Genomic DNA, 26219 nt, shown 5'->3' with positions numbered 1-26219 from the left:
CTTCATTGTCGGGAACAGGAGAACATCTCTTATTGCTGCTGAATCTGTTAACAGCATTACAAGACGGTCGATACCATATCCGATACCACCTGTCGGCGGCATACCTACTTCCAGTGCGTTCAGGAAGTCTTCATCGGTATGGTTTGCTTCCTCATCACCAGCATCAGCTGCTGCATCCTGTGCTTTGAAACGCTCTCTCTGGTCAATCGGATCGTTTAACTCAGAATATGCGTTACACATCTCCCAAGTATTGATATACAGCTCAAAACGCTCTACCTTGTTAGGATCGGACGGCTTCTTCTTTGTAAGCGGAGAAATCTCAATCGGATGATCCATAATGAATGTCGGCTGAATAAGCTTATCCTCACAGTACTCCTCGAAGAACATGTTGATGATATCGCCTCTCTTATGACGTGCCTCATATTCAATCTTATGCTGATCAGCTAATGCCTTTGCTTCCTCATCAGTCTTAACCTGATCAAAATCGATGCCTGCATACTGCTTGATAGCATCAATCATAGTAAGACGTGCAAATGGCTTGCCAAGATCAATCGGTGTTCCATTATAAGAAATCAATGTGCTGCCGCATACCTTTTCAGCCAGATAACGGAACATGCTCTCAGTCAGCTCCATCATACCTTCATAATCCGTGTATGCCTGATACAGCTCCATCAGAGTAAACTCTGGGTTATGACGTGTATCAACACCCTCATTACGGAATACTCGGCCAATCTCATATACTCGCTCAAGTCCGCCAACAATCAATCTCTTTAAGTACAGCTCAAGAGAAATACGAAGCTTTACATCCTCATCAAGTGCATTGTAATGAGTTTCAAATGGTCTGGCAGCTGCACCACCTGCATTAGAAACAAGCATTGGTGTCTCTACCTCCATGAAATCTCTTCCATCGAGGAAATTACGGATTTCCTTGATAATCTTAGAACGCTTAATAAAGGTATCCTTTACCTCTGGGTTCATGATCAGATCGACATAACGCTGACGATAACGGATATCGGTATTCGTCAGGCCATGGAATTTCTCCGGAAGAATCTGAAGACTCTTAGAAAGCAATGTAATCTCAGCAACATGTACAGACTTCTCACCTGTTTTTGTGGTGAATGGTGTACCCTTGATACCTACGATATCACCGATATCCATTTTCTTAAATGCCTTATATGCATCCTCTCCAATGCTGTCTCTTGCCACATAGCACTGAATATTGCCGTCTCTGTCCTGAATATTGCAGAAAGATGCCTTTCCCATAACACGCTTGCTCATCATACGGCCTGCGATGGAAACATCCTTTCCTTCAAACTGCTCGTAATTGTCCTTAATCTGCTGTGTATGTGCAGTTACATCATACTTTGTGATGGTAAAGGGATCATTTCCCTGCTCCTGCAGCTCAGCAAGCTTCTCGCGGCGTACCTTAAGAAGCTGATTAATGTCCTGATTATTATCCGCCATCGTATAAAACTCCTATCTTTAATATCTCTTTACGTCTAATACCTGATACTTTACTTCATTGCCCATGAATTCTACTTTAATGATGTCGCCTCTCTTTTTGCCAATCATTGCCTTTCCAAGAGGAGACTCATTGGAAATCTTGAACTCAAGGCTGTTCACCTCTGCGGAACCAACGATAGAAAACTCCATCTCCTCGCCAGACTCCAGATCCTTTAAGGTAACTGCTGAACCAAGGTTTGCAACATTGTGGTCAATATCATCATCAGAAATAACAACTGCATTCTTGATCAGGTTTTCCAGTTCCTCAATCTTTGCCTCGTTGTCACGCTGCTCGTCTCTAGCTGCATCGTACTCAGCGTTCTCGGAAAGGTCACCCTGCTCACGTGCCTCTTTGATCTTATCTGCAATCTCCTTACGAATGATCACTTTACGCTCATGTAACTCATCTTCCAGCTTTTTCAGACCTTCGACGGTCATCATTTTCTTTTCTGCCATGACTGTAACCATGCCTTTCTACGGCCTGCCTGCAGGCTCATTAATATTATTGATTTCATACTTTAACTTAAAGAAACGACAAAAGAACCTTCTGTCGCTCAAATTATTATATCGGAAACAACAAACCTTGTCAACAGACTTTTTAGCTCCTCATAGGTAGTAATTTGATTAACCTCCTGGCGGAGTTTGGAAGATCCCGGATACCCTGCCGTGTACCACGCAACCTGCTTTCTCATCTGCAGCATTCCCATATGCTCACCTACATATTCTATCTGCATTGATGCATGACGAAGAATCATCTGACATACTTCTTTGTAGGTTGGACGCGGACTAATTGGCTGTCCTTCAAATGATTCCTTTAATTCTCTAAAGATCCATGGATTTCCCTTAGCCGCACGAGCCACCATAATTCCGTCACAACCGGTTTCCTCCATCATTTTCTTTGCTGATGATGCATCTGTGATATCACCATTTCCGATAACAGGAATTTTAACCGCTTCTTTTACCTGGCGAATGATCTCCCAATCTGCCTTTCCACTGTAATACTGCTGTCTTGTCCGTCCATGAACTGCAACTGCTGCTGCACCGCTTTCCTGTGCAATTCTTGCAATCTCAACAGCATTTACGCTTGATTCATCCCATCCACGGCGAATCTTCACCGTTACAGGCTTTTTTACCGCTTTTGCCATAGCTTCTATAACTTTTCCGGCAAGAATTGGATCCTTCATGAGTGCCGAGCCCTCATGATTATTGACAACCTTTGGAACTGGGCATCCCATATTTAAATCAATTATATCATATGGACCTTCCTCTAGTTTTTTTGCCATATCCGCCAGAAGCTCTGGCTCACTTCCAAACAGCTGCACGGCAAGCGGATGCTCACCATCTTCTGTTTCTAAAATTGGCTCTGTATTTTTGTTGTGATATGACAATGCCTTTGCACTGACCATCTCCGTATATAAAAGTCCACAGCCCATTTCCCTGCAAAGACGACGAAATGGCAGGTCAGTTACCCCCGCCATCGGCCCTAACGCAACAGGATGGGAAATTTCTACTGTTCCTATCCTCATAAAATTTCTTTTCCTGCCTCTTCTACTGTTTTATTCAAAAACATCACGCGATAGTACATCTCAAGCGATGACATTAATTCACGCTTTTGTCTTTGTAACTGATGCAGCTTTAATCCTGCACCAATATCATCATAATAATAATCCATATCATCTGCCGTTGTCTTCATAATCAGTGTTCCGTCCGGCTCAAACTCAAGCGTCAAAATGCCGCCTATGTCTTCGGTAAACCAGACACACATGATTTGAAGTTCCTGCTTAACAGCATCCGGCAGTGCTGAAAATTCCTGATTCAGATAGTATTTCTGATCGTATGAATTTGCTCCGCAGAGCACTACATTTTGTTCCATGGTGTTCCTCTTTGTGCTTTCTTTTAATTTCATGAAACGCCCACTCGGTGAAGTGGCTTTGCTCAGTAACAATGCGTACTTATACGTACCCGTAAATACCTCTCACAGATACCTCTCCCGCGATGACTTCCTCGACTTTTCCATCTTCGCGCTGTACAAGGAGTGCGCCATCCTCTTTTATTCCAAGACAAATTCCCTGCCAGGCGCCTGACGGTGCCAGCACATTAACGCGATTGTCCTTATTTGCCAGGCGGCTTTCATACTCAGCCTTTAAATTTTTCAGACTCTCTACGCTTACAAATTGTTCATATAAAACTTCAAATTCTTCGAGAACCTTTGCCAGAAGTTTATTTCGAAGAAGCGTTTTTCCTGTCACAAGTTTTAACGAAGTTGCAGTGTTTTGAATTTCCTTTGGAAAATCGGTCATCTGGACATTTATGCCAATTCCTACAATCACATAATGAATCTGATCCATATCAGCACTCATCTCTGTTAAAATACCGCAAAGCTTTTTTCCCTGATAGACAATATCATTTGGCCACTTGATCTGTGTTTTGATGCCGGCATATTCATCAATCGCACGGCTTACTGCAAGCGCCGCAACTAATGTAAGCATGGATGCGTTTTCCGGCTGAATCTGTGGACGAAGCAGAAGAGAAAACGCAAGTGCACTTCCCTTTGGTGTCTCCCAATGTCTTCCAAGACGGCCTTTTCCTGCCTCCTGCGCATTAGCCACAGCAACGCTTCCATTAGGTGCGCCCTGCTCTCCTGCAAGCTTTAATCTTGTATTTGTAGAATCGGTGACATCATAGACCATGAGATTTTTGCCAAGCCATTTTGTATTAATGCGGCTTGCACAGCTCTCCTTAGTCAAAATATCCGGTTCTTTTTTCAGGCTGTACCCCTTATTTCGCACTGCCTCTATCTCGTATCCGTCCTCTTCTAAGCTCTTCATTACTTTCCACACTGCTGTTCTTGAAACATTCAGGTGATCTGAAAGCTCCTGACCAGATAAAAAACCTTCTGTGCTTTGCAAAAGCTCCAATAATTTCTGTTTCACAGACTGCCTCCCAAAATTGTTAATATACTCGCCGTCAGAAAGCTCACCATAAATGTAGCGCCTATCAGATACAATATGCCGCCTGCCAGATGGCTTTTGCCCTCACCTATAGTTCGGATTCCTCTTGCTAAAAACAAAAGTGCTGCCGCTGCAAATGCGATAATAAAGAAATACTCATAATGTTTCCAATCCAGCACCAGAATCACAGCTGATATGACGATCAATAATGACATAAAAATCTCTGTCAGCGCGAATCCCCATCTTTTGCGTCTGTGTTCCATAGCGTAACAAAACCTCCGGTTAAATGGTTGCTGCAATCACAGCTTTAATCGTATGCATACGGTTTTCTGCCTCATCAAATACAATTGACTGGCTGCTCTCGAATACTTCATCTGTCACTTCCATCTCAGTCAATCCAAACTTTTCTGAGATTTCTTTTCCTATTCCTGTATTTAAATCATGGAATGCTGGAAGACAATGCATAAATACAGCACCCTCTGCTGCATTATCCATAGCTGCCTTATTTACCTGATATGGAAGCAAATCGTGGATACGCTCCTCCCATACTGCAACCGGCTCGCCCATGGATACCCATACGTCAGTATAAATGACATCTGCACCTGTCGTTCCTGCCTTAACATCCTCTGTCAATGTAACAGAACCACCACTTTCCCTTGCAAATGCTTTACACTGCTCAACTAGGCTTTCATCTGGGAAATATTTCTTATTAGTGCATGCAGTAAAATGAAGTCCCATCTTGCTGCAGGCGATCATTAGGGAATTACCCATGTTGTATCTGGCATCGCCCATATAAGTAAAATGAATGCCTTTTAAATAACCAAAACGCTCGCGGATTGTTAAAAGATCTGCTAACATCTGAGTTGGATGAAATTCATTTGTTAAGCCATTCCAAACCGGCACTGATGAATATTTTGCCAATTTCTCGACAATTGCCTGGCCATAACCACGATATTCAATTCCATCGTACATGCGGCTTAACACTCTTGCTGTATCTGCAATGCTTTCCTTTTTTCCAATCTGAGAACCTGACGGATCCAGATAAGTTACGCCAATCCCAAGATCATGTGCTGCTACCTCGAAGGAACAGCGTGTTCTTGTGCTTGTCTTTTCAAAAATCAGCGCAATATTTTTTCCACGAAAAGTATCAACCAAAATACCTTTTTTCTTCTTATCCTTTAAGTCTGCCGCCAGATCAAGCAGGTAAGTAATCTCCTCTGGTGTATAGTCAAGCAGTTTTAAAAAATCTCTTCCTTTTAAATTCATCGCAAACCTCATTTCTGCTGCGGCTGCAGCGGCTGTCTTGTAAAGCTGACATTCATCATTAGTATAAATTTTCAAAACATAATTGTCAAGAAAAAAGGATATATTAGTCTAATACCAGTTTCCCATTTACTACATGATAATCACGATAACGGTGGCGAAGCAACTTTTTTCTCATATACGAAAACGTGTACGCTTCTCCTTTTGCTGCTGTCATCTTTAACAGGTATTCCAGCAGGAAACGAGTTTCATCATTCATCACATAAACATCCTTTGCACGTGCATAATATTCCCATGCACTGCGGCATGTATAATTTTCCTTCTGGTAATTACGGCTTGCACTGATTCTGTCAATTACCATCTCTGCAACAAAGCGCTTTGGCATCTTAGCTCCTATAAAACCATCTTTAGGATTGACAGCGTAATCGATCCAATATTCAAAATGATGGCGGTTGCGTCCCTTATGATGCAGCCAGCCCTGTGAATATCCTTTTTCTTCTTTTTCGCGATTGATCGGACTTCTTTTTCCGCCCTCATAATATTTCACACCCGCAAAAAACTCAATTGGCGCATATTTTGACAGATCATGCTTCAGACCCTGACTGATCAGACCTACCCTAATACAGTCTCTTGTGACTAGCCATTTGTGATGATTGATCGTGTGAAGATGTCCTAAAAATTGTTTTATCATGCTTGCTCCTTCCAAAATTTTCGCTGCTGCTCACTATTTAGGCTATGAACTGCAGCCTTTTTGAAAATTTTTACGAAAACGTTTTCGTTTCCTCTTGATTTTTTATTTTTTTTCTACTATACTGATTGTAACAGGGTTTTACTGCTCGAAATTTTGAATAACCCGAAGAAAAGGAGGTTGCTATGAAATACGGATATTTCGATGACAGCTCCAGAGAGTATGTCATTACCACCCCAAAAACCCCTCTGCCATGGATTAATTACCTTGGCTGTGAGGATTTCTTCTCTATTAAGTCCAACACAAGTGGCGGCTATTGCTTCTATAAGGATGCAAAGTTGCTGCGACTTACACGTTATCGTTACAATAATGTTCCTTTTGATGATGGCGGTCATTATTTCTACATAAAGGACGGCGATACCGTTTGGAATCCAGGCTGGCAGCCTGTACAGACTGAGCTTGACAGCTATGAGTGCCGTCACGGCATGGGCTACAGCATTTTTACAGGTGTTAAAAACGGTCTGAAGGCACAAGTTACTTCTTTCGTTCCGATGGGCTATACCTGTGAAGTCAACAAGTTAACTTTAACCAATGAGTCCGACACTGTCAAGAATTTTTCTGTATTTTCTTATGTTGAATTTTGCCTGTGGAATGCCATGGATGATATGACAAATTTCCAAAGAAACTTCAGCACTGGTGAGGTTGAGGTCATGGGTTCTGTCATCATTCACAAGACCGAGTATCGTGAACGCCGCAGACATTATGCCATCTTTGGTGTAAACACACCTATAAACGGCTTTGATACTGACCGTGACAGCTTCCTTGGCGCTTACCGTGGTTATCATAATCCTCAGGTTGTCGAAGATGGAAAATCTAAAAACTCTATGGCAAGCGGATGGGCTCCGATTGGAAGTCACCAGATTACCCTTTCATTACAGCCTGGTGAAACAAAAACTTATATTTACGTATTAGGCTATTGTGAGAATCCTGCTGATCAGAAATGGGAATCACAGGGCGTTGTAAACAAGGCTCCTGCTAAAGCTCTTATGGAAGCATTTGCAACAGAAGCACAGGCGGATGCAGCTCTTGATCACTTAAAGGAATACTGGAGCCAGCTGTTAGGCAAGTTCCATGTTGAGTCTGACTATACAGAGATGAACCGCATGGTTAATGTATGGAATCAGTACCAGTGTATGGTTACATTCAATATGTCCCGCTCTGCTTCTTACTTTGAATCAGGAATCGGCCGTGGCATGGGATTTCGTGATTCCTGCCAAGATTTGTTTGGCTTCGTCCATCTGATCCCTGAAAAGGCAAGACAGCGTATCATTGACATTGCTTCCACTCAGATGGAAGACGGAAGTGCTTACCATCAGTATCAGCCGCTGACAAAGCGCGGCAACTCTGATATTGGAAGCGGCTTTAATGATGACCCGTTATGGCTGATTGCTGCTGTAGCGGCTTACATCAAGGAAACAGGCGACTATTCTATTCTTGAGGAGTCTGTTCCTTTTGATAACAAGGAAGAGACTGCAGTTCCTTTAATGGAGCATCTGCGCCGTTCCTTCAATTTTACAGTTACACACCGCGGACCACATAAGCTTCCTTTAATTGGACGTGCTGACTGGAATGACTGTCTGAACTTAAACTGCTTCTCATCTGAACCTGGCGAATCCTTCCAGACAAGCGGACCTTCTGAGGGACCAGTTGCAGAATCTGTATTTATTGCAGCCATGTTTGTCAAGTATGGAAAAGAATACGCTATGCTTTGTCAAAGACAGGGATTAGACAAGGAAGCTGACGATGCACTGGCACAGGTAGACGATATGTATCAGACAATTCTTACCGCTGGCTGGGACGGCGAATGGTTTGTCCGTGCTTATGATGCTTACGAGAATAAGGTTGGTTCTCATGAGTGTGAGGATGGCAAGATCTTTATTGAACCACAGGGCTTTTGTGTACTTGCTGGCGTTGGCGTTAAAGAAGGCCATGCAAATAAGGCACTTGCCAGCGTAGAAAAGATTCTTGATACAAAATATGGCATTGTCTTACTGCAGCCAGCTTACAAGGATTATCATCTTGAACTTGGTGAGGTTTCCTCTTATCCGCCGGGATATAAGGAAAATGCTGGTATCTTCTGCCACAACAATCCTTGGATCTCTATCGCTGAGACATGCGTTGGTCATGGAAACCGCGCGTTTGATGTATACCGCAAGATCTGCCCGGCGTATATTGAAAATATCAGTGAGATCCATCGCACCGAACCTTATGTATATTCTCAGATGATTGCTGGTAAGGATGCGAAAAACTTTGGTGAGGCAAAGAACAGCTGGCTGACTGGAACTGCTGCCTGGACGTTCTTGAATGTTTCTCAGGCAATCCTTGGCATACAGCCAGATTATGACGGACTTGTCGTTGATCCATGTATTCCATCTGAGTTGTCCGGCTTTACCATTACCAGAAAGTTCCGTGATGTTACATACACCATTGAGGTTCAAAATCCAAACAAGAGCCAAAAGGGTATCTCAAAGCTTATTGTTGACGGTGTCACAATTGATGGAAACCAGATTCCGTATGATGCTTCTAAGAAACAGGTTCATGTTGTTGCTGTACTTGATGCATAATACCACAATCTTATTTGTTTTTTAAATAGTCTTAGACATAAAGAAAAGCCTCTTTGAATACATGTTAGTAAACATGTTCAAAGAGGCTTTTTCATGCGCTCAAAACTTATTCCTGTAATTCGCACACTTCTTCTTTCATTTCTGATTAGTATAATCATTCTTTGCCTGATGGCACTTCTTATGTGGAAGCTCTCACTGTCGGACGGTCAGGTAAAGACTGGACTTTATCTGTCCTACCTTCTCTCCTGTCTGTTCGGCGGTTTTTGCTTTGGACACATCTTTCCTAAAAGGCGCATTCTCTGGGGACTTTGCTTTGGAATCGGGTATTTCGTTCTACTCGCACTCGTCTGTGTTGTTGTCGCAAAGGCTACTTTGTCGTACCCCGCCTTTCTTGTTCTTGGCCTTTGCTGCCTCGGAGGATGCGCTGGATCATTCTTTAGTTAGTCTTAGCAGAAGCATCTTCCATAGCGATACCACATACGTTTAAGGCGGCTCTGACGCGCTGTCGCATCTGACGCCATATCACGATACAGCTGTGCCGTCTCATCGCGCAGCTCTGTTCCGTAGGCATGATTGCTAAAGGTGAGTTCCTGCAAAAGATCCTGAAGCCACATCAGTTTTTCCTGTGTTATTGTCGGGAATGATTCCTGAAGCGCTGCTGCATCAGCTGCTGTACTGATTTTCTCAAGGTTTTCTGCTTCACACAGCGCATCCATTCTGGAAAGAGCATATAATAATGCTTCTTTTGGCTCACCCTTTAAATGCTGTTCCTGACGCTTTAAACGCATCTTTCTCTGATAGATCATTCCAAATATGATAAGCGCAATAAATAAAATACAGCAAAGCACAATCAAAATCACACGCATTAGAAGCTTGAAAAAATGATTATCCTTAGAATTATCTGTATTATTCTGATTATTAGGATCGCTCTGACTTTGCTGCTGATTCGGCGCTGTTGGCTGATTTTGCTCTGATGGCTTAGCCGGTTCTGATGGCTGCTCATTTTCTGCTGTTGTCTCTGGCGTAGTTTCAAAAATTCCCTCTACTGTTGCCTGAGGCTCCTCTACCTGTGTCTCTGGTTCTGCCGGATTTGTTGCATTTTCAAGCTGATCGGAACTAATAGTAGAATCCTGTCCGTCGTTTGAATCAGCTAAATCTGCCTCATCTATAAAGCCTGGTGTTACCTCAATTGGAATCCAGCCAACACCCTTTACATAAATCTCAGCCCAGGCATGCGCTGCCTCATCCATAATGGCCTGTGCACCATTTCCTGATTCCAAATCGCGCACCAGATATCCTTCTACATAGCGCGCCGGGATTCCATAAAGCCTGAATAAAAGTACTGCTGCTGATGCAAAATGCGTACATACACCCTGCTTATTTTCATACAGGAAATATTCTACATAATCATTTCCACGCGGAGTTGAGCCTGGTGTCTTTGTATAAGAGGCATGCGCTTCAAGCGTTGATCGCACAAATGACACACAATCTGCAATTGATGTAAATTTCTTTCCTGAATATTCTTCATAGAAGGAATCAAGTCCCTTTGTTGGCAGTGACAGATAGACTGAATCTGCAAAGGCGCGGTAAGACGCATCTTGTGTTTCGTATGAGCCTGCCGTCTCAAGCTTTTGAATATTTGAAAGACGCTGCGTATTCATATAGTACATAGAAAAGATCTCTCTATCTGTTTCCTGCTTTGGATACGCATCAAATGGCTCCCCCGCTGTAAAATCAACAAGACTTGTACCATACGGAATGTACGAGAAGGCACTGTTTGCATCTACGTCTGAAATAACAAGATCTCGTCTGGCAACGGATTCATCACCACTATTATAGAGACTTTCCAAAACCTGATAATACTGACTGCTTAAGCTTATCAGATCCATACCCGTTGCAAGTCCCTCTTCGTTTTGCTTATCACTAAGCTCGCGCCAGCCGCTGCCCGTATAATTGCTTCCTACGTAGCCTCGAATATAAAGCGGTGCCTTTAAATCACTCGAAATATCTAAATACAAATGCGTCTCATTATAATCGCGCACCTCTTTTACATTACTAAGCTTACCGCCGTGGACGCCGCTGCTTCGAATAATATCAACAGGAAGCCAATCCCACTCACCTCTAGTCACCTTCTTCCAGAAGGTCTCCAGACTCTTTAACAGATCTCCGTTTCGAATATCTTCACGTATCTGGCTTTGTGCTTCATATCCATCTGTAAATGCAGGTCCTAACATAAAACGGCTCACTGGAAGAAGCAGCAAGAACAAAGCGGCAATTACAACAGATGTCTGCCACCTAAGCATTCCAAATGCGCTATTGCTCATCTTTACTGTAACTGTTCTCACACTAAGACTCTCACGATAACGGCTGTACTGCAGAGAAAACATACCTATCAGCACAAACAGCATCATTAAAAATGATGGCATTGCCGGAAGCTCTCCAACTGCAAGCGCAAGAATAAAGATTACGCCAAATAATAGTGCTGTCACCCTTCCATCTAATGAACGAATCGTTCCAAGCGATAAAATTGCTCCAATTAAAAATGCTGCAAACAACAGCGTAATCAAATAAGAGGCTGCTGAAACTGGCTCAATAGCTGCAAGTGAAACTTTTGTACCATAATACTCATTTATATATCCTGCATAACTGTTATAGAATCCCAACAATCCACTAAAAATACTGTTGTGAAATACAATTCCTGCTAACAGATAAATGCCAAATAAGACCGGCCATGTAATCATGCGGCTGATTGGGAGTTCCCAGGCTGCTGTTATAAGAAGGCCGATCACAATCGTTCCCACCACAAGCAGCACATAATTTAGCTCAATCTCATAGGTAAGCGCAAGTCCAAGCACCACACCAAGCATTCCTATTAAAAAATAGATAATGCGCAGCAGCAAAAACAATCGCTCATGAAACTTGCCGTGAGTCCGGATTCGGTCAGCCTGAACAACCTGCTCGACCAGAATGCCCTTCTCTTCGTTTTCCATGAAGTTCCTCCTTCGTTGCAAATTAAATATACAATTTAATTATGACAGTTAATTTTATCATATCTCAATCAATTCATGAATCTCGTTAATTGTAAGAATTGATTTTCTTGTACCATCTGATGACAAAAAGTCACCTAATTGTTCATCTTTATTCGTATCCATACAGCTTATTGCAATCATACGGTACAGCGGTGTACTGCGGCTGCTTTTATACTCCTCCCAGTACAGCTTGTCAGTTCTTTTTGCACTGACAAGAAGCTTACTCATAACAGCTGTAATGTCATCCATTCCTTTAATCAGATGTTCTTCAAATGCACCTCCACCATCCTGTGAATACCAGATCATGCGATGATGACACTCGTTAAAACAAAGTGCCGCTGAAAGCGAATAACAAAGATCATATACCGACTGAATCTCCTCTATTGTCTGATAACGAAGATCCAGAAAAATTCCAACTGAATCACTGATTGGCCTTGACAGTTCCTTAATCATCATCTGATCAAGGCGGGCTGTCATCTTCCAATGAACTCTTGACATTTTGTCGCCCTGACGAAATTCGCGGATCTGATAAATTTCAGCAGGATCATCTCCTGCATTATGCTTATCGTACTCCTCGCTGTCACTGTCAAAATTACGGCAGGCATCTGTCACAGCGACTTGAAGATCAAGAAGATGAGGCATTACAACACACTCTGCCTGAGCAGAAATTGTTTTCTTTCTCTGAAATAATCTCAGATAATCGAAGACTACAATTCGCTCAAATGAAATTTTTATCACACCACAATATGTGGAACAAAATGTAAATGGAACAGTTACTGATGTTTTTGCCGGTGCACGCAGATTGATATCATAGGATTCCTTTTCTCCATCTAATGTATTGCTGACATTTACTCTTACAGACGCATCTGTTATCGGAAACCAGCCATTATTATGAAAACGAATAGGAATTTCTATTTTTTCTTCACAATCTGCCACCTGCTGTCCATTTCCAATTGTTACCTTAACGTTTTTTTTGTGATACCAGGTAAGTGCAAATAATGCTATTGGAAGCAGCAGCTCAAACGCCAGAAATACTCCAGGAACAGGACTTTCATACATCAGTGCAATATATGATGTGATTATAACCAGAAGAATATAGACTATTTTTCTTCCCCACATAAAAACTCTCCTTTCAGGAAAAAGCAAACAAAGGCCTTATAGAACATGCTCCTACAAGGCCTGTCTTTTTATTTTGCCTTTGGCTGAGGGATCAGCTTTAAGATCTGCTCAAGAATGCCTTCTGCTGTTAATCCGCCCACCTTTGCCTTTGTATTTAAAATCAGACGATGCGCACATACATCAGTAAATACAGCAGCCACATCTGCTGGAACTACATAATCACGCTCCTGAAGGTACGCATGTGCACTTGCCATATTAATCAGCGCCAGCGTTCCTCTTGGGCTAACGCCAAGTGTCAAATACTGATGCTTTCTGGTCGCATTGACAAGATCTGTCGTATACTGATAGATCAGATCATGAATAAATACCTTCTCGACCTCTTTCTTCATCTCAAGAATATCTTCAACGGTGAGAGATGCTGGAATATCATCTACAGAATATTCCTTTTTGCTCTTCATCATAGAAATTTCATCTGCCTGACTTGGATAGCCCAAAGACATACGAACCATGAAACGGTCAAGCTGAGACTCCGGCAACAGCTGTGTACCAGAAGATCCTGTAGGGTTCTCTGTTGCAATTACCATAAATGGTTGCGGCACTTCTCTTTTTACTGCATCAATTGTGACAGTGCCTTCTTCCATAACCTCAAGCAGCGCAGACTGTGTCTTTGGTGATGTACGGTTAATCTCATCTGCAAGAAACAGATTACACATAACAGCTCCTGGATAATACACAAACTTTCCAGTATCCTTCTGATACATATGATAACCACACACATCAGACGGAAGCACGTCTGGTGTAAACTGCATACGCTTTTGTTTTAAGGACAATGCTTTTGAGAATGCCAGCGCCAGCGTTGTCTTTCCTACACCAGGAATATCCTCCATCAGTATATGACCGCCTGCAAGCATCGTACACATAAGCTTATTCAGACTCTCATCCTTACCCTTGATTACCTTTTTTATATCATCAATTGCCTGCCAAACTTTCTTTACGTTTTGTATATTCTCCATGTTTCCTCTCATTCCTTGTCTTATGCCTCATCTGCCTGTGATTCTGCATCATAAACAGTCTCACTGACAGATTCTGACGTATTTTCTTCAGATGATTTTTCAGATGATGGAACAGATGTCTTTCCATCCAGCATATCCTTTAAGTTCTTTAGTGCCTCATCCTTTACGCATGCTTCCTGGTATCTTGTATTTACATTTGCAACCAGTTCACGCACGGACTCCCATCCGGCAACCTCCTGCAGATAAGCTGCGATCTCGCCATCCTTCGCATTCTTATCAATATACAGGCTTCCATCCTTATTCTGACAAATATAAAGTCGAATCATAGATGGTGCCTTCGTGTCAATTCCAATAAACTTTATCTCATAATATACATATGCTATATAAGTATTATCAGCAATACCTGGAACTGTATAGCAGATAATGTTCTCATAGGACTCAACATATTCACACTGCTTTTTAAGTGCTTCCTCACTAAATTCTGTATCCTGCACAACAATCTGCTTAAGATCCTTGACATCTGCCTTTTTTACTGCATCAAAATACTTCTGTACCAGTTCTTTTACTTCCGGCACGCCGTCCTTTTCTAAGGATTGAATCTGATTGTTATTATTGTTTTGATTTTCTGTAACATCAACAACCGTCTGGATTTCCTGACGATCTTTGTTGCCTTTTCTGCTCGTAATCAAAATAACTGCTACAATCAGCGCAGCTGCTACCAGAATAATGACAAAGTATGGAAGAATCCTTCTGACCACACCTGGTTTTTTCTTTCTCTTAAAATTATTTTTTGCCATAATTCCTTCCTATTCTGCCATCTTGCGTTACTGCGCTGTACGCGGACACGCCTCAGGCTCATCAAAATATCGTTCTTTCACCAGTTCAACTGGCATCTGCTTTCCTGTCCACAATGTAAATGCCTCTGCACCCTGATACAGCAACATATATAACCCATTAAAACAGCTGCAGCACTGACTCTTAGCAATTTCCATCAGCTTTGTCTCTCTTGGATTATAGATTACATCTGATACTATTAAATCTGGATGGAAGAAATCTGCTGATGTAATCAGACTTCTATCTGTATCTGGTGCCATGCCTACATTTGTGCCATTTGTCAAAATACGACTTGTCAAAAGCTCTTTTTTAATCACAGACTCATCTGAATAATCAAATAAATTAATCTTACATGCTGTCTGCTTTGTCAGCTGATTAATCACCTGCCTTGCATGCTCTGTCGATTTTCCCGGGCGACAAAATACAGAAATCTCCCGCACACCGTCAAGTGCTGCCTGAACAAGAATAGATGTTGCTGCGCCTCCTGCTCCAAGAAGAGTCATTTTCTCACCCTTGATCGAAAATCCTGCTTCTTTTACGGCTCTCATATAGCCTGTTCCATCCGTATTGTATCCCATAAGCTTTCCATTTTCATTCACAACCGTATTCACAGAGCCTGTAATCGACGCTGCTGGCGAAAGCACATCACAAAGCTGTGCCATCTTAGACTTATTTGGCATAGTACAGTTCCAACCTTTTGCTCCCAAACTTACAAGACCGTCTACGGCACCGCTAAGACCTTCAATGCCAACATCAAAACAAAGATAGACATAATTAATTCCTAACTCCTGAAATGATGTGTTGTGCATCATCGGTGATTTGCTGTGTCCCACCGGACTTCCAAGCAGACCGGTAAGGCCTGTCTTTCCATTTATTATCATAGACATATCCTTTCCTGATACCTTTTGCAGCAGTTTTTACTGTCATTTCTTGTCACCACCAAAATGACATAAACTGACCAAGCTCTTCTATACTTTAATACGAATCTGTAAAATATGCAAGCTTTTTATCTCTTTTGCCACACGCGGCACTTTATTTTGTGCAAAATTACCATGATATGGTGTGATTACACTACGATAGTGACAGTATCCTCATCTGAATCATACTCATACACATGATTTGACAAAAAATCTGTACTTACAGCATCTGTCAGATTTACCTCCTCCACAATTTCCTTTAACTGTGACGGATCTGTATCTTTATCTTTTGCAAGAAGCAGTACTTCGTGCATACTTGACGGCAAAATATAATATGCACCGCCAAGCTTTTTTGCTGCCGTCCTAAGGATACCCGGATACATGATGACTGATGCTCCAAAAAATGCTTTACTGTTTGTCAGCGCAAATAAATGAGGAAAATCAGACTGTACTGGCAGCTCAGGCAGCCCAATCAATGCCTCTACGCTATTTAAAGACGGTGGAAAACGGCGAATCATAGATGCGATGGCTGTCTGGAATAAAATGTCCTCTGTCACCTCCCAGATTCTGCAATGATCCTGATACACAACGGCAGCACCCATCGTTGTGTCTGTTCCCTCAAATACCAGCTGATAGATAATGGCAAGATCAAGAATACGTCTATATGGGACAAGTGATAAAAATTCCTTATTTTTCTGATATGAAATGAGCCGCACTGATAAAAAGGCAGCAGCACATTCAAAGTTTGTAAATATCTCTCCCTCCACTTTATTATTTTCTGTTACCATATCAAGCACGTTTTTTAATTCCTTTTGAATACTTTCCATAGAATAGCCATGCTGATATAAACGGTAAAACGGCGCCATATATATCCAAGGAGTTGTTCTTTTTCCTCTGTGGTATAATGACACCGTTTTTATCTTTGCTGTATGTTTTTGTTCAATTGTCTGCACGGTAATCTTTTCCTCTGCCTGGCAGGCGGACTGAAGACCCGCAGTAATGGTAAATAAAAATTGTTGATAATCCATATTGCTCCTCCGTTCTAAACTCCAGAAAAGCTGGATGAGAGAACACACCTGAAGGGAATCGAACCCCCGCACGTAGATCCGGATTCTACTGCTCTATCCACTGAGCTACAGGTGTATATGAGTCAGCTGTTAGATCAAACAGCTGACTCTGAAACAAAACGTTAAATATTTTGTTTTGAATTTCTGATCAGATTATACTCTGGATAAATACTCACCTGTTCTGGTATCGATCTTGATTACCTCACCGTTCTCTACGAACAACGGAACATTTACCTGTGCACCAGTCTCAACGATTGCCGGCTTAGTAGCACCAGTAGCAGTATTTCCCTTGAAGCCTGGCTCAGTATCAGTAACCTGAAGCTCTACAAACAGCGGCGGCTCGATGGAGAATACATTTCCATTGTGGGAACATACCTTACACATCTCGTTCTCCTTAACGAACTTTAATGCGTCACCGATCAGCTCGCTTCCAAGTGCGATCTGCTCATAGGTATCATTGTCCATGAAGTAGTACAGATCTCCATCCTGATACAGATACTGCATATCCTTACGGTCAATTCTTGCCTCCGGGAACTTCTCGGTTGGACGGAAAGATCTCTCGATTACTCCACCATTCTTGATATCCTTTAACTTTGTACGAACAAATGCCGCACCCTTACCTGGTTTTACATGCTGAAACTCAAGGATCTGATAGACAGTGCCTTCAATTTCCAAAGTCTTACCATTTCTGAAATCACCAGCTGAAATCATTTTTTTTCCTCCTGTAAATGAGAATTAACGGCATCTTTCTGTACTCTTGCACAGATGCCTATCGTTCTAAACAAACGCAAACGCCCATAAAATGGCGCTACATACTATATTATCATACAATAAAAAATATAACTTTTCAAGTAGTATTTTTAAAACTCTTTAAAAATTTCCTCTGCCAGTTCCCCAGGTGTTTTCTGATCTACGTCTAGCACAAAATCTGCACCGCTTAAATAATGTGCCTCACGCTGTTTCATCAGTGTACGCACACGCTCTCCACTATCATCTCCTTTAAGAAGAGGGCGCGTTGTGTCACCCTTTAAACGAGCCAAAACAGTCTCTGGCTGAATCCTTAAATAGACTACCATGCCGAGTTTTTTTAAAAGCTTTCTGTTTTCCTCACGAAGCGGCATTCCACCTCCGCATGAAATCACAAATTGCTTATCTTGTACAAGCAGCGTCTTGAGTGCTTTTGTCTCTGCCTGACGAAAATAATCTTCTCCTTTTTGAGCAAAAATATCAGAAATGCTCATTTTCTCACAAGCTTCTATATAGGCGTCAGTATCAATCAGCTCGAATCCTTTTTTTACAAGCTCTTTTCCTACTGTTGTCTTTCCTGCTCCCATAAAGCCAATTAAAACAATTGAACTCATCGCTTATTCCTCCTGTGGTAAAAAAACAATACTATATGCTCTATATAACGCTTTAGCACTATCTGTATTTCTTCCTTTGGATGAATTGGCTGAACAAGATATGTCCTAATTCCAGCTCTGTTTGCGCCATAAATATCTGTAAAGATCTGATCTCCGATAAAAATCGTCGTATCTGGTGTTGTATGAATGCGCTTCATAGCGTCCTCATAACCGCGTACTGATGGCTTCCCTGCTTTATAAATATAGTCACTTCCAACTTCCTTCGCAAACGGACTGACACGCGGCTCCTTATTATTTGAAATAATGCAGGTTTTTAAGCCAATGCTGCGAAGATGTTCAAACAATTCCTTTGCCTGTTTTGTAGCTGGCTCTCCATGCCTTACAAGCGTATTATCCACATCGAATAGTACGCCGCGCACGCCGTTATCATATTCCTTTTGATAATCAATCTGGTAGGCAGACGCTGCCTCTGCCCATGGATACAATTTACTCACTGTTTTTTCTCTCTCTGAATCATATTTTCAAGCTCTTGTGCAAAATTATTCAAATCTGTAAAAGAGCGGTATACACTCGCAAAGCGTACATAGGCAACCTCATCAAGTGTTTTTAATTTTTCCATCACCAGCTCACCAATCACCTTGCTGCTGACTTCTTTTTCATAATTATTAAAAATAGTTGTCTCAATATCATCTACCAGACGATTTACCGCATCAGTCGGGATCGGACGTTTATGGCATGCCATAACAATTCCAGTTTTTAATTTTTCCCTCGAATAAGCCTCTCTTGTCTGATCCTTTTTTACTACCATCAGTGGAAATACTTCAATCTTTTCATATGTTGTAAAGCGCCGGTTGCACACCTCACACATCCTGCGCCTGCGGATCGCAGTATTATCGTCAGAAGGCCTTGAATCAATTACTTTTGTTGTATCTTCTCCGCAAAACGGACACTTCATTGCTGCCTCCATTCCTGCTGTCTGCCAGCATCTCTTTAATGCTATTATTATAAAATAAAAAGGTATGTAAGGTCAAGTTTTTTCTGAATTGTTTTCAATTCTATTTTTCTTTATCTCTGATTGGTTTTTCTCCCTCATCAATATCAACTAATATGATATCTGGTCCAATCTGACATACTCTGCAAAATGGAATACGATATTCCGTATCTCGTCCGAATAACCCACATATTTTTCCTGTGCCCGGAACAATCAAATGTGTTATGCAGCCTGTTTTTCGATCAAATTCAATGTCACACACATAGCCAAGTCTTTTGCAGTCTTTTATATTAATCACTTCTTTTTGCCTTAAATCACAAATACGCATATGCTACCCTCAAAAGCATTTCACTTTCTCGGTATAGTATATGCGTATTAAATATATGCTGCCTTCTGGCAAATATATTAGACACTATGTTAATATATATTGTTTAGTGCTCTGTTCCAAACTCAGACAGCTTTAAGCCTGGATTTCTTTCCAGTACCATCTGCGGACTCCAGCTATTTGCAAACAATAACAGCGGACGATCCTTCAGATCCTTAATTTTCTTCATATCGGATGTTCCATTGATTCTTGCTACGTCCACATTCTCCCAATCCTCAATCCAGCGGATATACTCGTATGGCAGCGGATCAAGGCGAATCTCTACATTGTACTCATTTTCCAGACGGAATTTCAAAACGTCAAACTGCAGCACGCCGACAACGCCTACAATGATCTCTTCCATTCCAGTGTTAAATTCCTGGAAAATCTGAATAGCACCTTCAAGAGCAATCTGACTGATTCCCTTAATGAACTGCTTACGCTTCATTGTATCCATCTGACGCACTCTGGCAAAATGCTCTGGTGCGAATGTTGGAATTCCGTCAAATGCCATATTACCCATCTTAGGAGAACATATTGTATCTCCAATTGAGAAAATACCTGGATCAAATACACCAATGATATCTCCGGCATATGCCTCTTCTACGATTGTTCGCTCTGATGCCATCATCTGCTGTGGCTGTGTCAGACGAATCTTTCTGCCGCCCTGCACATGGTTCACCTCCATGCCGGCTTCAAACTTTCCAGAACAAATTCTCATAAATGCGATACGGTCTCTGTGTGCCTTATTCATGTTTGCCTGAATCTTAAATACAAAGGCAGAGAAATTATCATCAAATGGGCTGATTTCACCGATTGAGCTATGTCTTGGAAGCGGTGATGTTGTCATTTTTAAGAAATGCTCAAGGAATGTCTCAACACCAAAGTTTGTCAGTGCAGAACCAAAGAATACAGGAGAAAGCTCACCATTACTTACCTTATCCTGATCAAATTCCTCACATGCACCATCAAGCAGCTCAATATCCTCAAGCAGCTTCTGATAACCAATAATACCAACCTGATCCTCAGCACCTTCAACATCAAGCTCATGACTCTCAATCTCATGCATACCTGCATCTGCTGCAACGAATGTTGTAATCTTATTTGTGTTACGATCATAAACACCCTTGAAATTCTTACCGCATCCGATTGGCCAATTGATTGGGCAGGTCTTAATACCAAGCACGCGCTCGATCTCATCCATCAGATCAAATGGGTCATTTGCCTCACGGTCTAACTTGTTGATAAAAGTAAAAATTGGAATATGACGCATAACACAAACCTTAAACAGCTTAATTGTCTGCGCCTCAACACCCTTAGAAGCATCAATTACCATAACGGCAGAATCTGCTGCCATCAGAGTACGATACGTATCCTCTGAGAAATCCTGATGACCTGGTGTATCCAAAATGTTGATGCAATAGCCTTCATAGTGGAACTGTAAAACGGAAGAGGTTACGGAAATACCTCTTTGCTTTTCAATCTCCATCCAGTCAGAAACAGCGTGCTTTGCTGTTTTTCTTCCCTTTACGGAACCTGCCTGATTGATTGCTCCTCCATATAAAAGGAACTTCTCTGTTAATGTAGTTTTACCCGCATCCGGGTGAGAAATAATGGCAAACGTTCTTCGTTTGCTGATTTCATTTTCATATAATGACATTGTGTTTCATGCCTTTCTTTTATCTAAATCTGTATTTTTGTATTATTTTAATCTGTGCCATTTCTTCCTTCTGCTTTTCCATATTCAATGTAATGCAGATAATATGAACACAAATTATTTCCAAACGCTTTTTTGAGATCTGCATATCGATTTTTATATGCATACACATTAAATTGTTTGTTTCCCCGGCGGCCTTCAGCCATTCCATATTCTACAAAGTGCCACAAATAACTTTCAGAATCATCTCCAAATGCATTAAACAGATCTGCATACTGCTTTTGATAATACTCATAGTCAAATACTGCAGCATAATCAACACCCTTATACACCGTAAAACTAGTTAGTCCATTTCGTCCTTCTGTCTTACCATATTTCATGTAATGAAGATAATATTTACTATTATTTGATCCATATGCTTCTCTTAAATCTGCATAATTATTCTTATAAATATCCAGATTAAATTCCGCACTTGCCTGGCGACCCTCTTTCATTCCATACTTTACGAAATGTTCCAAAAATTTGTCTGAAACATCACCGTATGCCCTTGCCAAGTCGACATTATGTGCTCTGTAATATTCGTAATTATACACTGCCGAATAATCAATTTCTTCATATACAGTAGATGCTACCTTGGTTACAGCATTTCGTCCCTCTGGTTTACCATACTTCATGTAATGAAGATAATATTTACTATTATCTGATCCATATGCTTTTCTCAAATCCGCATAATTATTTTTATAAATATTCAGATTAAATTCTGCACTCGCCTGACGACCTTCCTTCATTCCATGTTCTACAAAATGTCGCAATGCTGCAGCATAATTATTTTTAAACGCAGACTTTAAATCAGGATATTGCTCAAGATAATATGCACCATTAAAAACAGCTGAATAATCCACTCCTTGATAAACAATATCTGAATTTGTAAAATCGCCCTTTGAACCATCCCAACCTGAATTCTTACCAATTAACAAATAATGCTCATAATAAGATGCTATGTCATCTGCAAATTCATGTTCCAACTGAGGATAACGTTTACGATAGGAGTCCACATCAAATCCATGAAAAAATCCTTCTTCAATATGCACACCACGTCCTACAATAAGGCGATATACTGCAGTATCTCCATTCTCAGCAGTCACTGTTATATTGCATACTTCTACTTCATGTGACATTGTCCCAACATTAGTAAATGATATCTTTGACGTTGACGCAGCTGCAATTGCTTTTACATTTGCATACTTCGTTTCTGAACCCACATAATAATAAAAATCCCTTTGATTCTTATCAAATTCTGTAATAACCTGCTGATCATTTATTGTTAAAGATTTAAGGCAGTTATTTTGATTTTTACGTTCTGTAGGTTTTGGCGATGCTGCTGGACGTTCATCATAAACTGGAATCAAAAATACAAAACTGTTTTCCATCTGTCCGCTCTTTGAATATGAACGCCTTACCTGATTGCCTTCTGAATATGGTGCCATAATATTTGTCATATACTGATGCCAATATTTGCCATTGTACTTGCCATCATAATCAAATTTTTGAGCATACAATGTATTCTGATTTTTCAAAATATACAGATTGGCAAATTTAAGCGCACCTCCGATTATTGCCTTTGTTGGCGTATCCCATGCTCCACTTGATGTTGTTCCATCTGGTAGCATAAACGTAGAACCATTTTGTGCCTCTTTCAAACCATTTTGTATAATCTGATCCCTTGTAGAACCTGTCGCCTGAATATTAAAATAGTTATATAATCCTTCATATCCAGGATAATTTCCTGAAATCATAGCAGATGTTCCTGAACCTTGCTCTTGTCTGACACGGCTTGCAAGTGCTACTGGATTAATATTGTATTTTTCACCAATCCAGCAAAACAGCCATGCATATGTGTAATCAGCCCCAGGAACCGTCGCATTTGACATAAATTCATTTGCAAGCGCAGCTTCTACTACTGATTCTGTCTGATAAGACTCATACGTGAGTGCTTCAAACATAAAGATATCATTTTCATTCAGGAAATTTCTCGGATCCATATAATAACGTATGGTATCCTCAGATGCCCCAGCCCAATTTGGTTCCCATTGTTTCCAAGTATTAGTCTGCCAATTGTAATCTCTGTCTAACATAGATCTAAAACATTCATTCTGAGACATACTTATAAGGGCTCTTGCAGGTGTCGTAACCTGTTGATTTACTGCATATGAAAAAGTATCACCAACATAAACCGGCTTAAATACCCAATTGGGATGTGCCTGATGAAGTGCATTCAAGGCACTTTGGTAATCTGCTGGAAAGGCCTGTGTCTCATCCGCTGCCATCAGATTGGCATCATAGCTCACAGAAAGCACTTCAAATGGAATATATCCTTCATAACAGTATTCATTAATATCAAAAATAACATGCGCCCATCGCGGCTCTTCCTCCACACAAACTACAGATGTTATGTAAACATAAGAACCCGCTGGAAGTGTCACTATCTCTGATGAATCTTTTTTCCATCCAGAATACACCTTTGAATCTGCATTTAAGCTTGCATTAGCATAGAAGCTTTCTTCAACTCCTTCTAACTCTGCTTCTTCTGTTGTTTCCTCTTCTGTAGACTCTTCCTCTGTAGACTCTTCCTCTGTAAATTCTTCTGTAGAATACTCTGTTTCATTTTCCTGTGTTTCTTCTACACTGTCAGCCTCTGACGAGGTCTGCACTGTCTCCTGCGTCTGAGGCTCACTTTGAATTTCCGTTTGTGTTGGCTGCTCTGTCTGAACTTCACTTGTTTCTACCTGTGATGCTGACGATGATTCTTCCGATGAAATCACTTCACTTTCCTGCGCAGATGTTTCTGTCTGAGTTTCCTGCGACTGAGTCTTGACCGTTTCGGATTCTGTTTCAGACGTCAGCTCTTCAGACTGCATTTGCGTTTCTTGCATCTGCTCTTGAAGCTTCGTTTCAAATGCACTTTGACTGGACGTTTCCTGTGCTGCTGTCGGAATAACAGACCCTAACAGCATTCCAATAGAAAGCAGTCCTGCAATACCTTTTTTCAGCAATACTTGTTTTCTCAATCGCCTTACCTCCATTTTAGCTTACACAGAAACGACACTGCAGCAAACGCTGCAGCGCCTTTACATGTGATTACTTTAATGCTTCCTTATAAAACTCCTTGAACTCGCTGTAGCCTTCTGCTGTCAGCTGTTCCTTCTGGAACTTCTTATTCTTATTCATCCATGCAACAAGAATCTGCTGTCCTGCTGCACGTCCTGCCATTGCTTCCTGAAGAACAGTGCCAAGCACCTTGCTATCTACACCCTTTTCTACCAAATATGCAATCTTTTCCTTGCTGCCTGGAACAGTAAAGCCCTCATCTAAGAGAATTGTTACAATACGCTCAAATCCGATTGAGAAGCCACATGCTGGAGTTTCCATTCCTGTGAACTTGCCAACCATCTTATCATAACGTCCGCCTCCGGCAATTGAACCTGGGAAGCCCTCTACTCCGATCTCGAAAATAGTTCCAGTATAGTAAGACATACCACGAACTAATGTTGGATCAAACTGCAGCTTAAAGCTTGCCTGAGTTGTTGCCGTAACTGCCTCACAAATCTGCTTTAAGTTCTCTGCTGCACCGCCCTCTAAGCAATCACCAAGTGTCTCTGCAAGATAAGCAACACCATCCTCTGCTTCATTCAAGCCTTTGAACAGACCCATATAGCGTTCGATTGATTCCTCTGCAAAACCATTTGATGCAAGATCTTTTGCTACACCATCAAGACCGATCTTATCCATCTTATCCAAAATGATAAAGACTTCATCATACTGTGCTTCATCAAAGCCGCTGTACTTTGCCATGCCCTTTAAAATACGGCGGTCATTGATATGTACGGTAAATCCCTTAAAGCCAACCTTTCCAAGAAGTGTAGTTGTTGCCAAAATCAGCTCGATCTCTGCAAGATTTGTCGGATCTCCAAGAATATCAATATCACACTGATAGAACTGTCTGAAACGACCCTTCTGCGGACGGTCAGCTCTCCATACCGGTCCGATCTGCAATGCCTTAAACGGCTTTGGCAGATTTGCTGCATTATTGGAATAATATCTTGACAATGGAACAGTCAGATCATAGCGAAGACCACTATCTACCAAATCTGCTTCTGTCTGTGCTGTTTCTAAGTTTAACTTCTCACCACGCTTTAAGATCTTAAAGATAAGCTTCTCATTCTCACCACCCTGCTTATTGCTTAAGTTTGCAATATTTTCAACACAAGGTGTTTCAATCGGTGTGAAACCAAATCCCTTATACGTTTCCTTAATCAGCCCAATCACATAATCACGGATCTGCATTTCTGCCGGCTGAATATCCTTCATGCCTGTAACAGGCTTCTTTACTAATGCCATAAAACACTCCTCTTTCCACTATCAGGGCTTTCCCTGTATGATACACTACGTTCAACATTATACGTTTTTGCAATAGGCTGTGTCAACTGTTTTTTAGTTTTCCCATCTCATGAGAATAAATTACAGCCAGTTTTCCAAAACATCATTAAGTTTATTCATATCCAGCGGTTTCGCGATATGTCCATTCATGCCTGTATTTTTTGCCAGCTGTACATCTTCTGCAAAAGCATTGGCGGTCATGGCAACAATAGGCAGTTTTCCCTGTTCACCCGGAAGGCTCCTGATTGCTGCAGTTGCCTCATAGCCATTCATGACAGGCATTTGAATATCCATAAAAATAAGATCATACGAACTTTTCGGAGAAGCTTCCACTTTCTCAACTGCAATTTTCCCATTTTCTGCTGTTTCCACTTCTGCCCCTGTCATCTGCAAAATTTCAA

25 protein-coding genes and 1 tRNA gene are annotated in these 26219 nt (G+C 41.3%); 2 read left to right on the top strand and 24 right to left on the bottom strand.

What is annotated here, in order from left to right:
• The 8 genes from lysS to WJP93_RS03515 form a co-directional block, all read right to left on the bottom strand.
• Positions 1–1464 (bottom strand): lysine--tRNA ligase (gene lysS, locus WJP93_RS03550; RefSeq protein WP_337546923.1); only part of this gene is annotated, 1464 nt, incomplete at its 3' end.
• An 18-nt stretch (positions 1465–1482) separates the two neighbouring features.
• Complete coding sequence (gene greA, locus WJP93_RS03545; RefSeq protein WP_308731151.1) at positions 1483–1959, bottom strand: transcription elongation factor GreA; 477 nt, start codon at positions 1957–1959, stop codon at positions 1483–1485.
• A gap of 98 nt (positions 1960–2057) precedes the next feature.
• Complete coding sequence (gene dusB, locus WJP93_RS03540; RefSeq protein ID WP_337546920.1) at positions 2058–3029, bottom strand: tRNA dihydrouridine synthase DusB; 972 nt, start codon at positions 3027–3029, stop codon at positions 2058–2060.
• Entirely contained in the window at positions 3026–3376 is a 351-nt protein-coding gene (locus WJP93_RS03535) for a DUF6145 family protein (protein WP_066556959.1), read from the bottom strand. The genes dusB and WJP93_RS03535 overlap by 4 nt, the downstream gene beginning before the upstream one ends.
• 79 nt (positions 3377–3455) lie before the next feature.
• Entirely contained in the window at positions 3456–4436 is a 981-nt protein-coding gene (locus WJP93_RS03530) for a biotin--[acetyl-CoA-carboxylase] ligase (protein WP_337546918.1), read from the bottom strand.
• Entirely contained in the window at positions 4433–4717 is a 285-nt protein-coding gene (locus WJP93_RS03525) for a hypothetical protein (protein WP_308731148.1), read from the bottom strand. Before WJP93_RS03525 ends, WJP93_RS03530 begins: the two co-directional genes overlap by 4 nt.
• 19 nt (positions 4718–4736) lie before the next feature.
• A complete protein-coding gene (gene argF, locus WJP93_RS03520) occupies positions 4737–5720 on the bottom strand; it encodes an ornithine carbamoyltransferase (RefSeq protein WP_337546917.1) in 984 nt (327 codons plus the stop codon).
• Positions 5721–5823: 103 nt separating this feature from the next.
• Positions 5824–6408, bottom strand: a complete 585-nt coding sequence (locus WJP93_RS03515; protein WP_066556968.1) for a DUF5662 family protein — start codon at positions 6406–6408, stop codon at positions 5824–5826.
• Between the two features lie 182 nt (positions 6409–6590).
• Between WJP93_RS03515 and WJP93_RS03510 the strand changes: the two genes are divergently transcribed.
• Both WJP93_RS03510 and WJP93_RS03505 read left to right on the top strand, forming a co-directional pair.
• A complete protein-coding gene (locus WJP93_RS03510; RefSeq protein ID WP_337546916.1) occupies positions 6591–9029 on the top strand; it encodes a glycosyl transferase in 2439 nt (812 codons plus the stop codon).
• A gap of 93 nt (positions 9030–9122) precedes the next feature.
• Positions 9123–9473, top strand: a complete 351-nt coding sequence (locus tag WJP93_RS03505) for a TIGR04086 family membrane protein (RefSeq protein ID WP_066556973.1) — start codon at positions 9123–9125, stop codon at positions 9471–9473.
• Positions 9474–9475: 2 nt separating this feature from the next.
• Here WJP93_RS03505 and WJP93_RS03500 read toward each other — a convergent pair whose 3' ends face one another.
• The 16 genes from WJP93_RS03500 to WJP93_RS03425 all read right to left on the bottom strand — a co-directional run.
• On the bottom strand, positions 9476–12019 hold the full coding sequence (locus WJP93_RS03500; protein ID WP_337546915.1) for a transglutaminase domain-containing protein: 2544 nt from the start codon (positions 12017–12019) through the stop codon (positions 9476–9478).
• A 57-nt stretch (positions 12020–12076) separates the two neighbouring features.
• Positions 12077–13177, bottom strand: a complete 1101-nt coding sequence (locus tag WJP93_RS03495; protein WP_227102382.1) for a DUF58 domain-containing protein — start codon at positions 13175–13177, stop codon at positions 12077–12079.
• A 68-nt stretch (positions 13178–13245) separates the two neighbouring features.
• The gene (locus WJP93_RS03490; RefSeq protein WP_066556979.1) at positions 13246–14190 is read right to left on the bottom strand and encodes a MoxR family ATPase; all 945 of its coding nucleotides are present in this window, start codon (positions 14188–14190) and stop codon (positions 13246–13248) included.
• A gap of 20 nt (positions 14191–14210) precedes the next feature.
• Complete coding sequence (locus WJP93_RS03485; RefSeq protein WP_066556983.1) at positions 14211–14987, bottom strand: hypothetical protein; 777 nt, start codon at positions 14985–14987, stop codon at positions 14211–14213.
• A 27-nt stretch (positions 14988–15014) separates the two neighbouring features.
• On the bottom strand, positions 15015–15911 hold the full coding sequence (gene aroE, locus WJP93_RS03480) for a shikimate dehydrogenase (RefSeq protein ID WP_337546914.1): 897 nt from the start codon (positions 15909–15911) through the stop codon (positions 15015–15017).
• 179 nt (positions 15912–16090) lie between these two features.
• Complete coding sequence (locus WJP93_RS03475) at positions 16091–16969, bottom strand: DUF5688 family protein (protein ID WP_337546913.1); 879 nt, start codon at positions 16967–16969, stop codon at positions 16091–16093.
• Positions 16970–17012: 43 nt separating this feature from the next.
• Positions 17013–17084: transfer RNA gene (locus tag WJP93_RS03470), tRNA-Arg, on the bottom strand.
• 77 nt (positions 17085–17161) lie between these two features.
• Positions 17162–17719 carry an elongation factor P gene (gene efp / locus WJP93_RS03465; protein ID WP_066556986.1) on the bottom strand — a complete coding sequence of 186 codons (558 nt, stop codon included), beginning with the start codon at positions 17717–17719 and terminating at the stop codon, positions 17162–17164.
• 149 nt (positions 17720–17868) lie between these two features.
• Positions 17869–18369 carry a shikimate kinase gene (locus WJP93_RS03460; protein WP_227102377.1) on the bottom strand — a complete coding sequence of 167 codons (501 nt, stop codon included), beginning with the start codon at positions 18367–18369 and terminating at the stop codon, positions 17869–17871.
• Positions 18366–18863, bottom strand: a complete 498-nt coding sequence (locus WJP93_RS03455; protein ID WP_337546912.1) for a YqeG family HAD IIIA-type phosphatase — start codon at positions 18861–18863, stop codon at positions 18366–18368. The genes WJP93_RS03460 and WJP93_RS03455 overlap by 4 nt, the downstream gene beginning before the upstream one ends.
• A complete protein-coding gene (gene nrdR / locus WJP93_RS03450; RefSeq protein ID WP_066557028.1) occupies positions 18860–19324 on the bottom strand; it encodes a transcriptional regulator NrdR in 465 nt (154 codons plus the stop codon). Before nrdR ends, WJP93_RS03455 begins: the two co-directional genes overlap by 4 nt.
• Positions 19325–19424: 100 nt before the next feature.
• The gene (locus WJP93_RS03445) at positions 19425–19688 is read right to left on the bottom strand and encodes a YlmC/YmxH family sporulation protein (protein ID WP_118613252.1); all 264 of its coding nucleotides are present in this window, start codon (positions 19686–19688) and stop codon (positions 19425–19427) included.
• A 103-nt stretch (positions 19689–19791) separates the two neighbouring features.
• Positions 19792–21384: a peptide chain release factor 3 gene (locus WJP93_RS03440; RefSeq protein ID WP_337546911.1), complete on the bottom strand. Its 1593-nt coding sequence runs from the start codon at positions 21382–21384 to the stop codon at positions 19792–19794.
• A 47-nt stretch (positions 21385–21431) separates the two neighbouring features.
• Positions 21432–24449, bottom strand: coding sequence for a hypothetical protein (locus tag WJP93_RS03435; protein ID WP_337546910.1), 3018 nt, complete (start codon positions 24447–24449; stop codon positions 21432–21434).
• Positions 24450–24519: 70 nt separating this feature from the next.
• Positions 24520–25779: a histidine--tRNA ligase gene (gene hisS, locus WJP93_RS03430; protein ID WP_337546908.1), complete on the bottom strand. Its 1260-nt coding sequence runs from the start codon at positions 25777–25779 to the stop codon at positions 24520–24522.
• Between the two features lie 120 nt (positions 25780–25899).
• A partial coding sequence (locus WJP93_RS03425; protein ID WP_337546907.1) for a response regulator occupies positions 25900–26219 on the bottom strand: 320 nt, incomplete at its 5' end.

Origin of the sequence: Anthropogastromicrobium sp. (genome assembly GCF_037349415.1) — a bacterium.
In the GTDB taxonomy this organism is placed as follows: domain Bacteria; phylum Bacillota; class Clostridia; order Lachnospirales; family Lachnospiraceae; genus Anthropogastromicrobium; species Anthropogastromicrobium aceti.
Note: the sequence above shows the minus strand (reverse complement) of the source record. Positions and strands in the feature narration are given on the sequence as shown.

Bases quoted from the DNA above. Each gene is read 5' to 3' on its own strand.
- WJP93_RS03440 (WP_337546911.1), bottom strand. From the start codon at position 21,384: ATGTCATTATATGAAAATGAAATCAGCAAACGAAGAACGTTTGCCATT.
- WJP93_RS03460 (WP_227102377.1), bottom strand. From the start codon at position 18,369: ATGAGTTCAATTGTTTTAATTGGCTTTATGGGAGCAGGAAAGACAACA.
- WJP93_RS03475 (WP_337546913.1), bottom strand. From the start codon at position 16,969: ATGGATTATCAACAATTTTTATTTACCATTACTGCGGGTCTTCAGTCC.
- WJP93_RS03535 (WP_066556959.1), bottom strand. From the start codon at position 3,376: ATGGAACAAAATGTAGTGCTCTGCGGAGCAAATTCATACGATCAGAAA.
- WJP93_RS03500 (WP_337546915.1), bottom strand. From the start codon at position 12,019: ATGGAAAACGAAGAGAAGGGCATTCTGGTCGAGCAGGTTGTTCAGGCT.
- argF (WP_337546917.1), bottom strand. From the start codon at position 5,720: ATGAATTTAAAAGGAAGAGATTTTTTAAAACTGCTTGACTATACACCA.
- WJP93_RS03485 (WP_066556983.1), bottom strand. From the start codon at position 14,987: ATGGCAAAAAATAATTTTAAGAGAAAGAAAAAACCAGGTGTGGTCAGA.
- WJP93_RS03490 (WP_066556979.1), bottom strand. From the start codon at position 14,190: ATGGAGAATATACAAAACGTAAAGAAAGTTTGGCAGGCAATTGATGAT.
- dusB (WP_337546920.1), bottom strand. From the start codon at position 3,029: ATGAGGATAGGAACAGTAGAAATTTCCCATCCTGTTGCGTTAGGGCCG.
- WJP93_RS03510 (WP_337546916.1), top strand. From the start codon at position 6,591: ATGAAATACGGATATTTCGATGACAGCTCCAGAGAGTATGTCATTACC.
- hisS (WP_337546908.1), bottom strand. From the start codon at position 25,779: ATGGCATTAGTAAAGAAGCCTGTTACAGGCATGAAGGATATTCAGCCG.
- WJP93_RS03515 (WP_066556968.1), bottom strand. From the start codon at position 6,408: ATGATAAAACAATTTTTAGGACATCTTCACACGATCAATCATCACAAA.
- aroE (WP_337546914.1), bottom strand. From the start codon at position 15,911: ATGTCTATGATAATAAATGGAAAGACAGGCCTTACCGGTCTGCTTGGA.
- efp (WP_066556986.1), bottom strand. From the start codon at position 17,719: ATGATTTCAGCTGGTGATTTCAGAAATGGTAAGACTTTGGAAATTGAA.
- WJP93_RS03495 (WP_227102382.1), bottom strand. From the start codon at position 13,177: ATGTGGGGAAGAAAAATAGTCTATATTCTTCTGGTTATAATCACATCA.
- nrdR (WP_066557028.1), bottom strand. From the start codon at position 19,324: ATGAAGTGTCCGTTTTGCGGAGAAGATACAACAAAAGTAATTGATTCA.
- WJP93_RS03445 (WP_118613252.1), bottom strand. From the start codon at position 19,688: ATGCGTATTTGTGATTTAAGGCAAAAAGAAGTGATTAATATAAAAGAC.
- greA (WP_308731151.1), bottom strand. From the start codon at position 1,959: ATGGCAGAAAAGAAAATGATGACCGTCGAAGGTCTGAAAAAGCTGGAA.
- WJP93_RS03505 (WP_066556973.1), top strand. From the start codon at position 9,123: ATGCGCTCAAAACTTATTCCTGTAATTCGCACACTTCTTCTTTCATTT.
- WJP93_RS03525 (WP_308731148.1), bottom strand. From the start codon at position 4,717: ATGGAACACAGACGCAAAAGATGGGGATTCGCGCTGACAGAGATTTTT.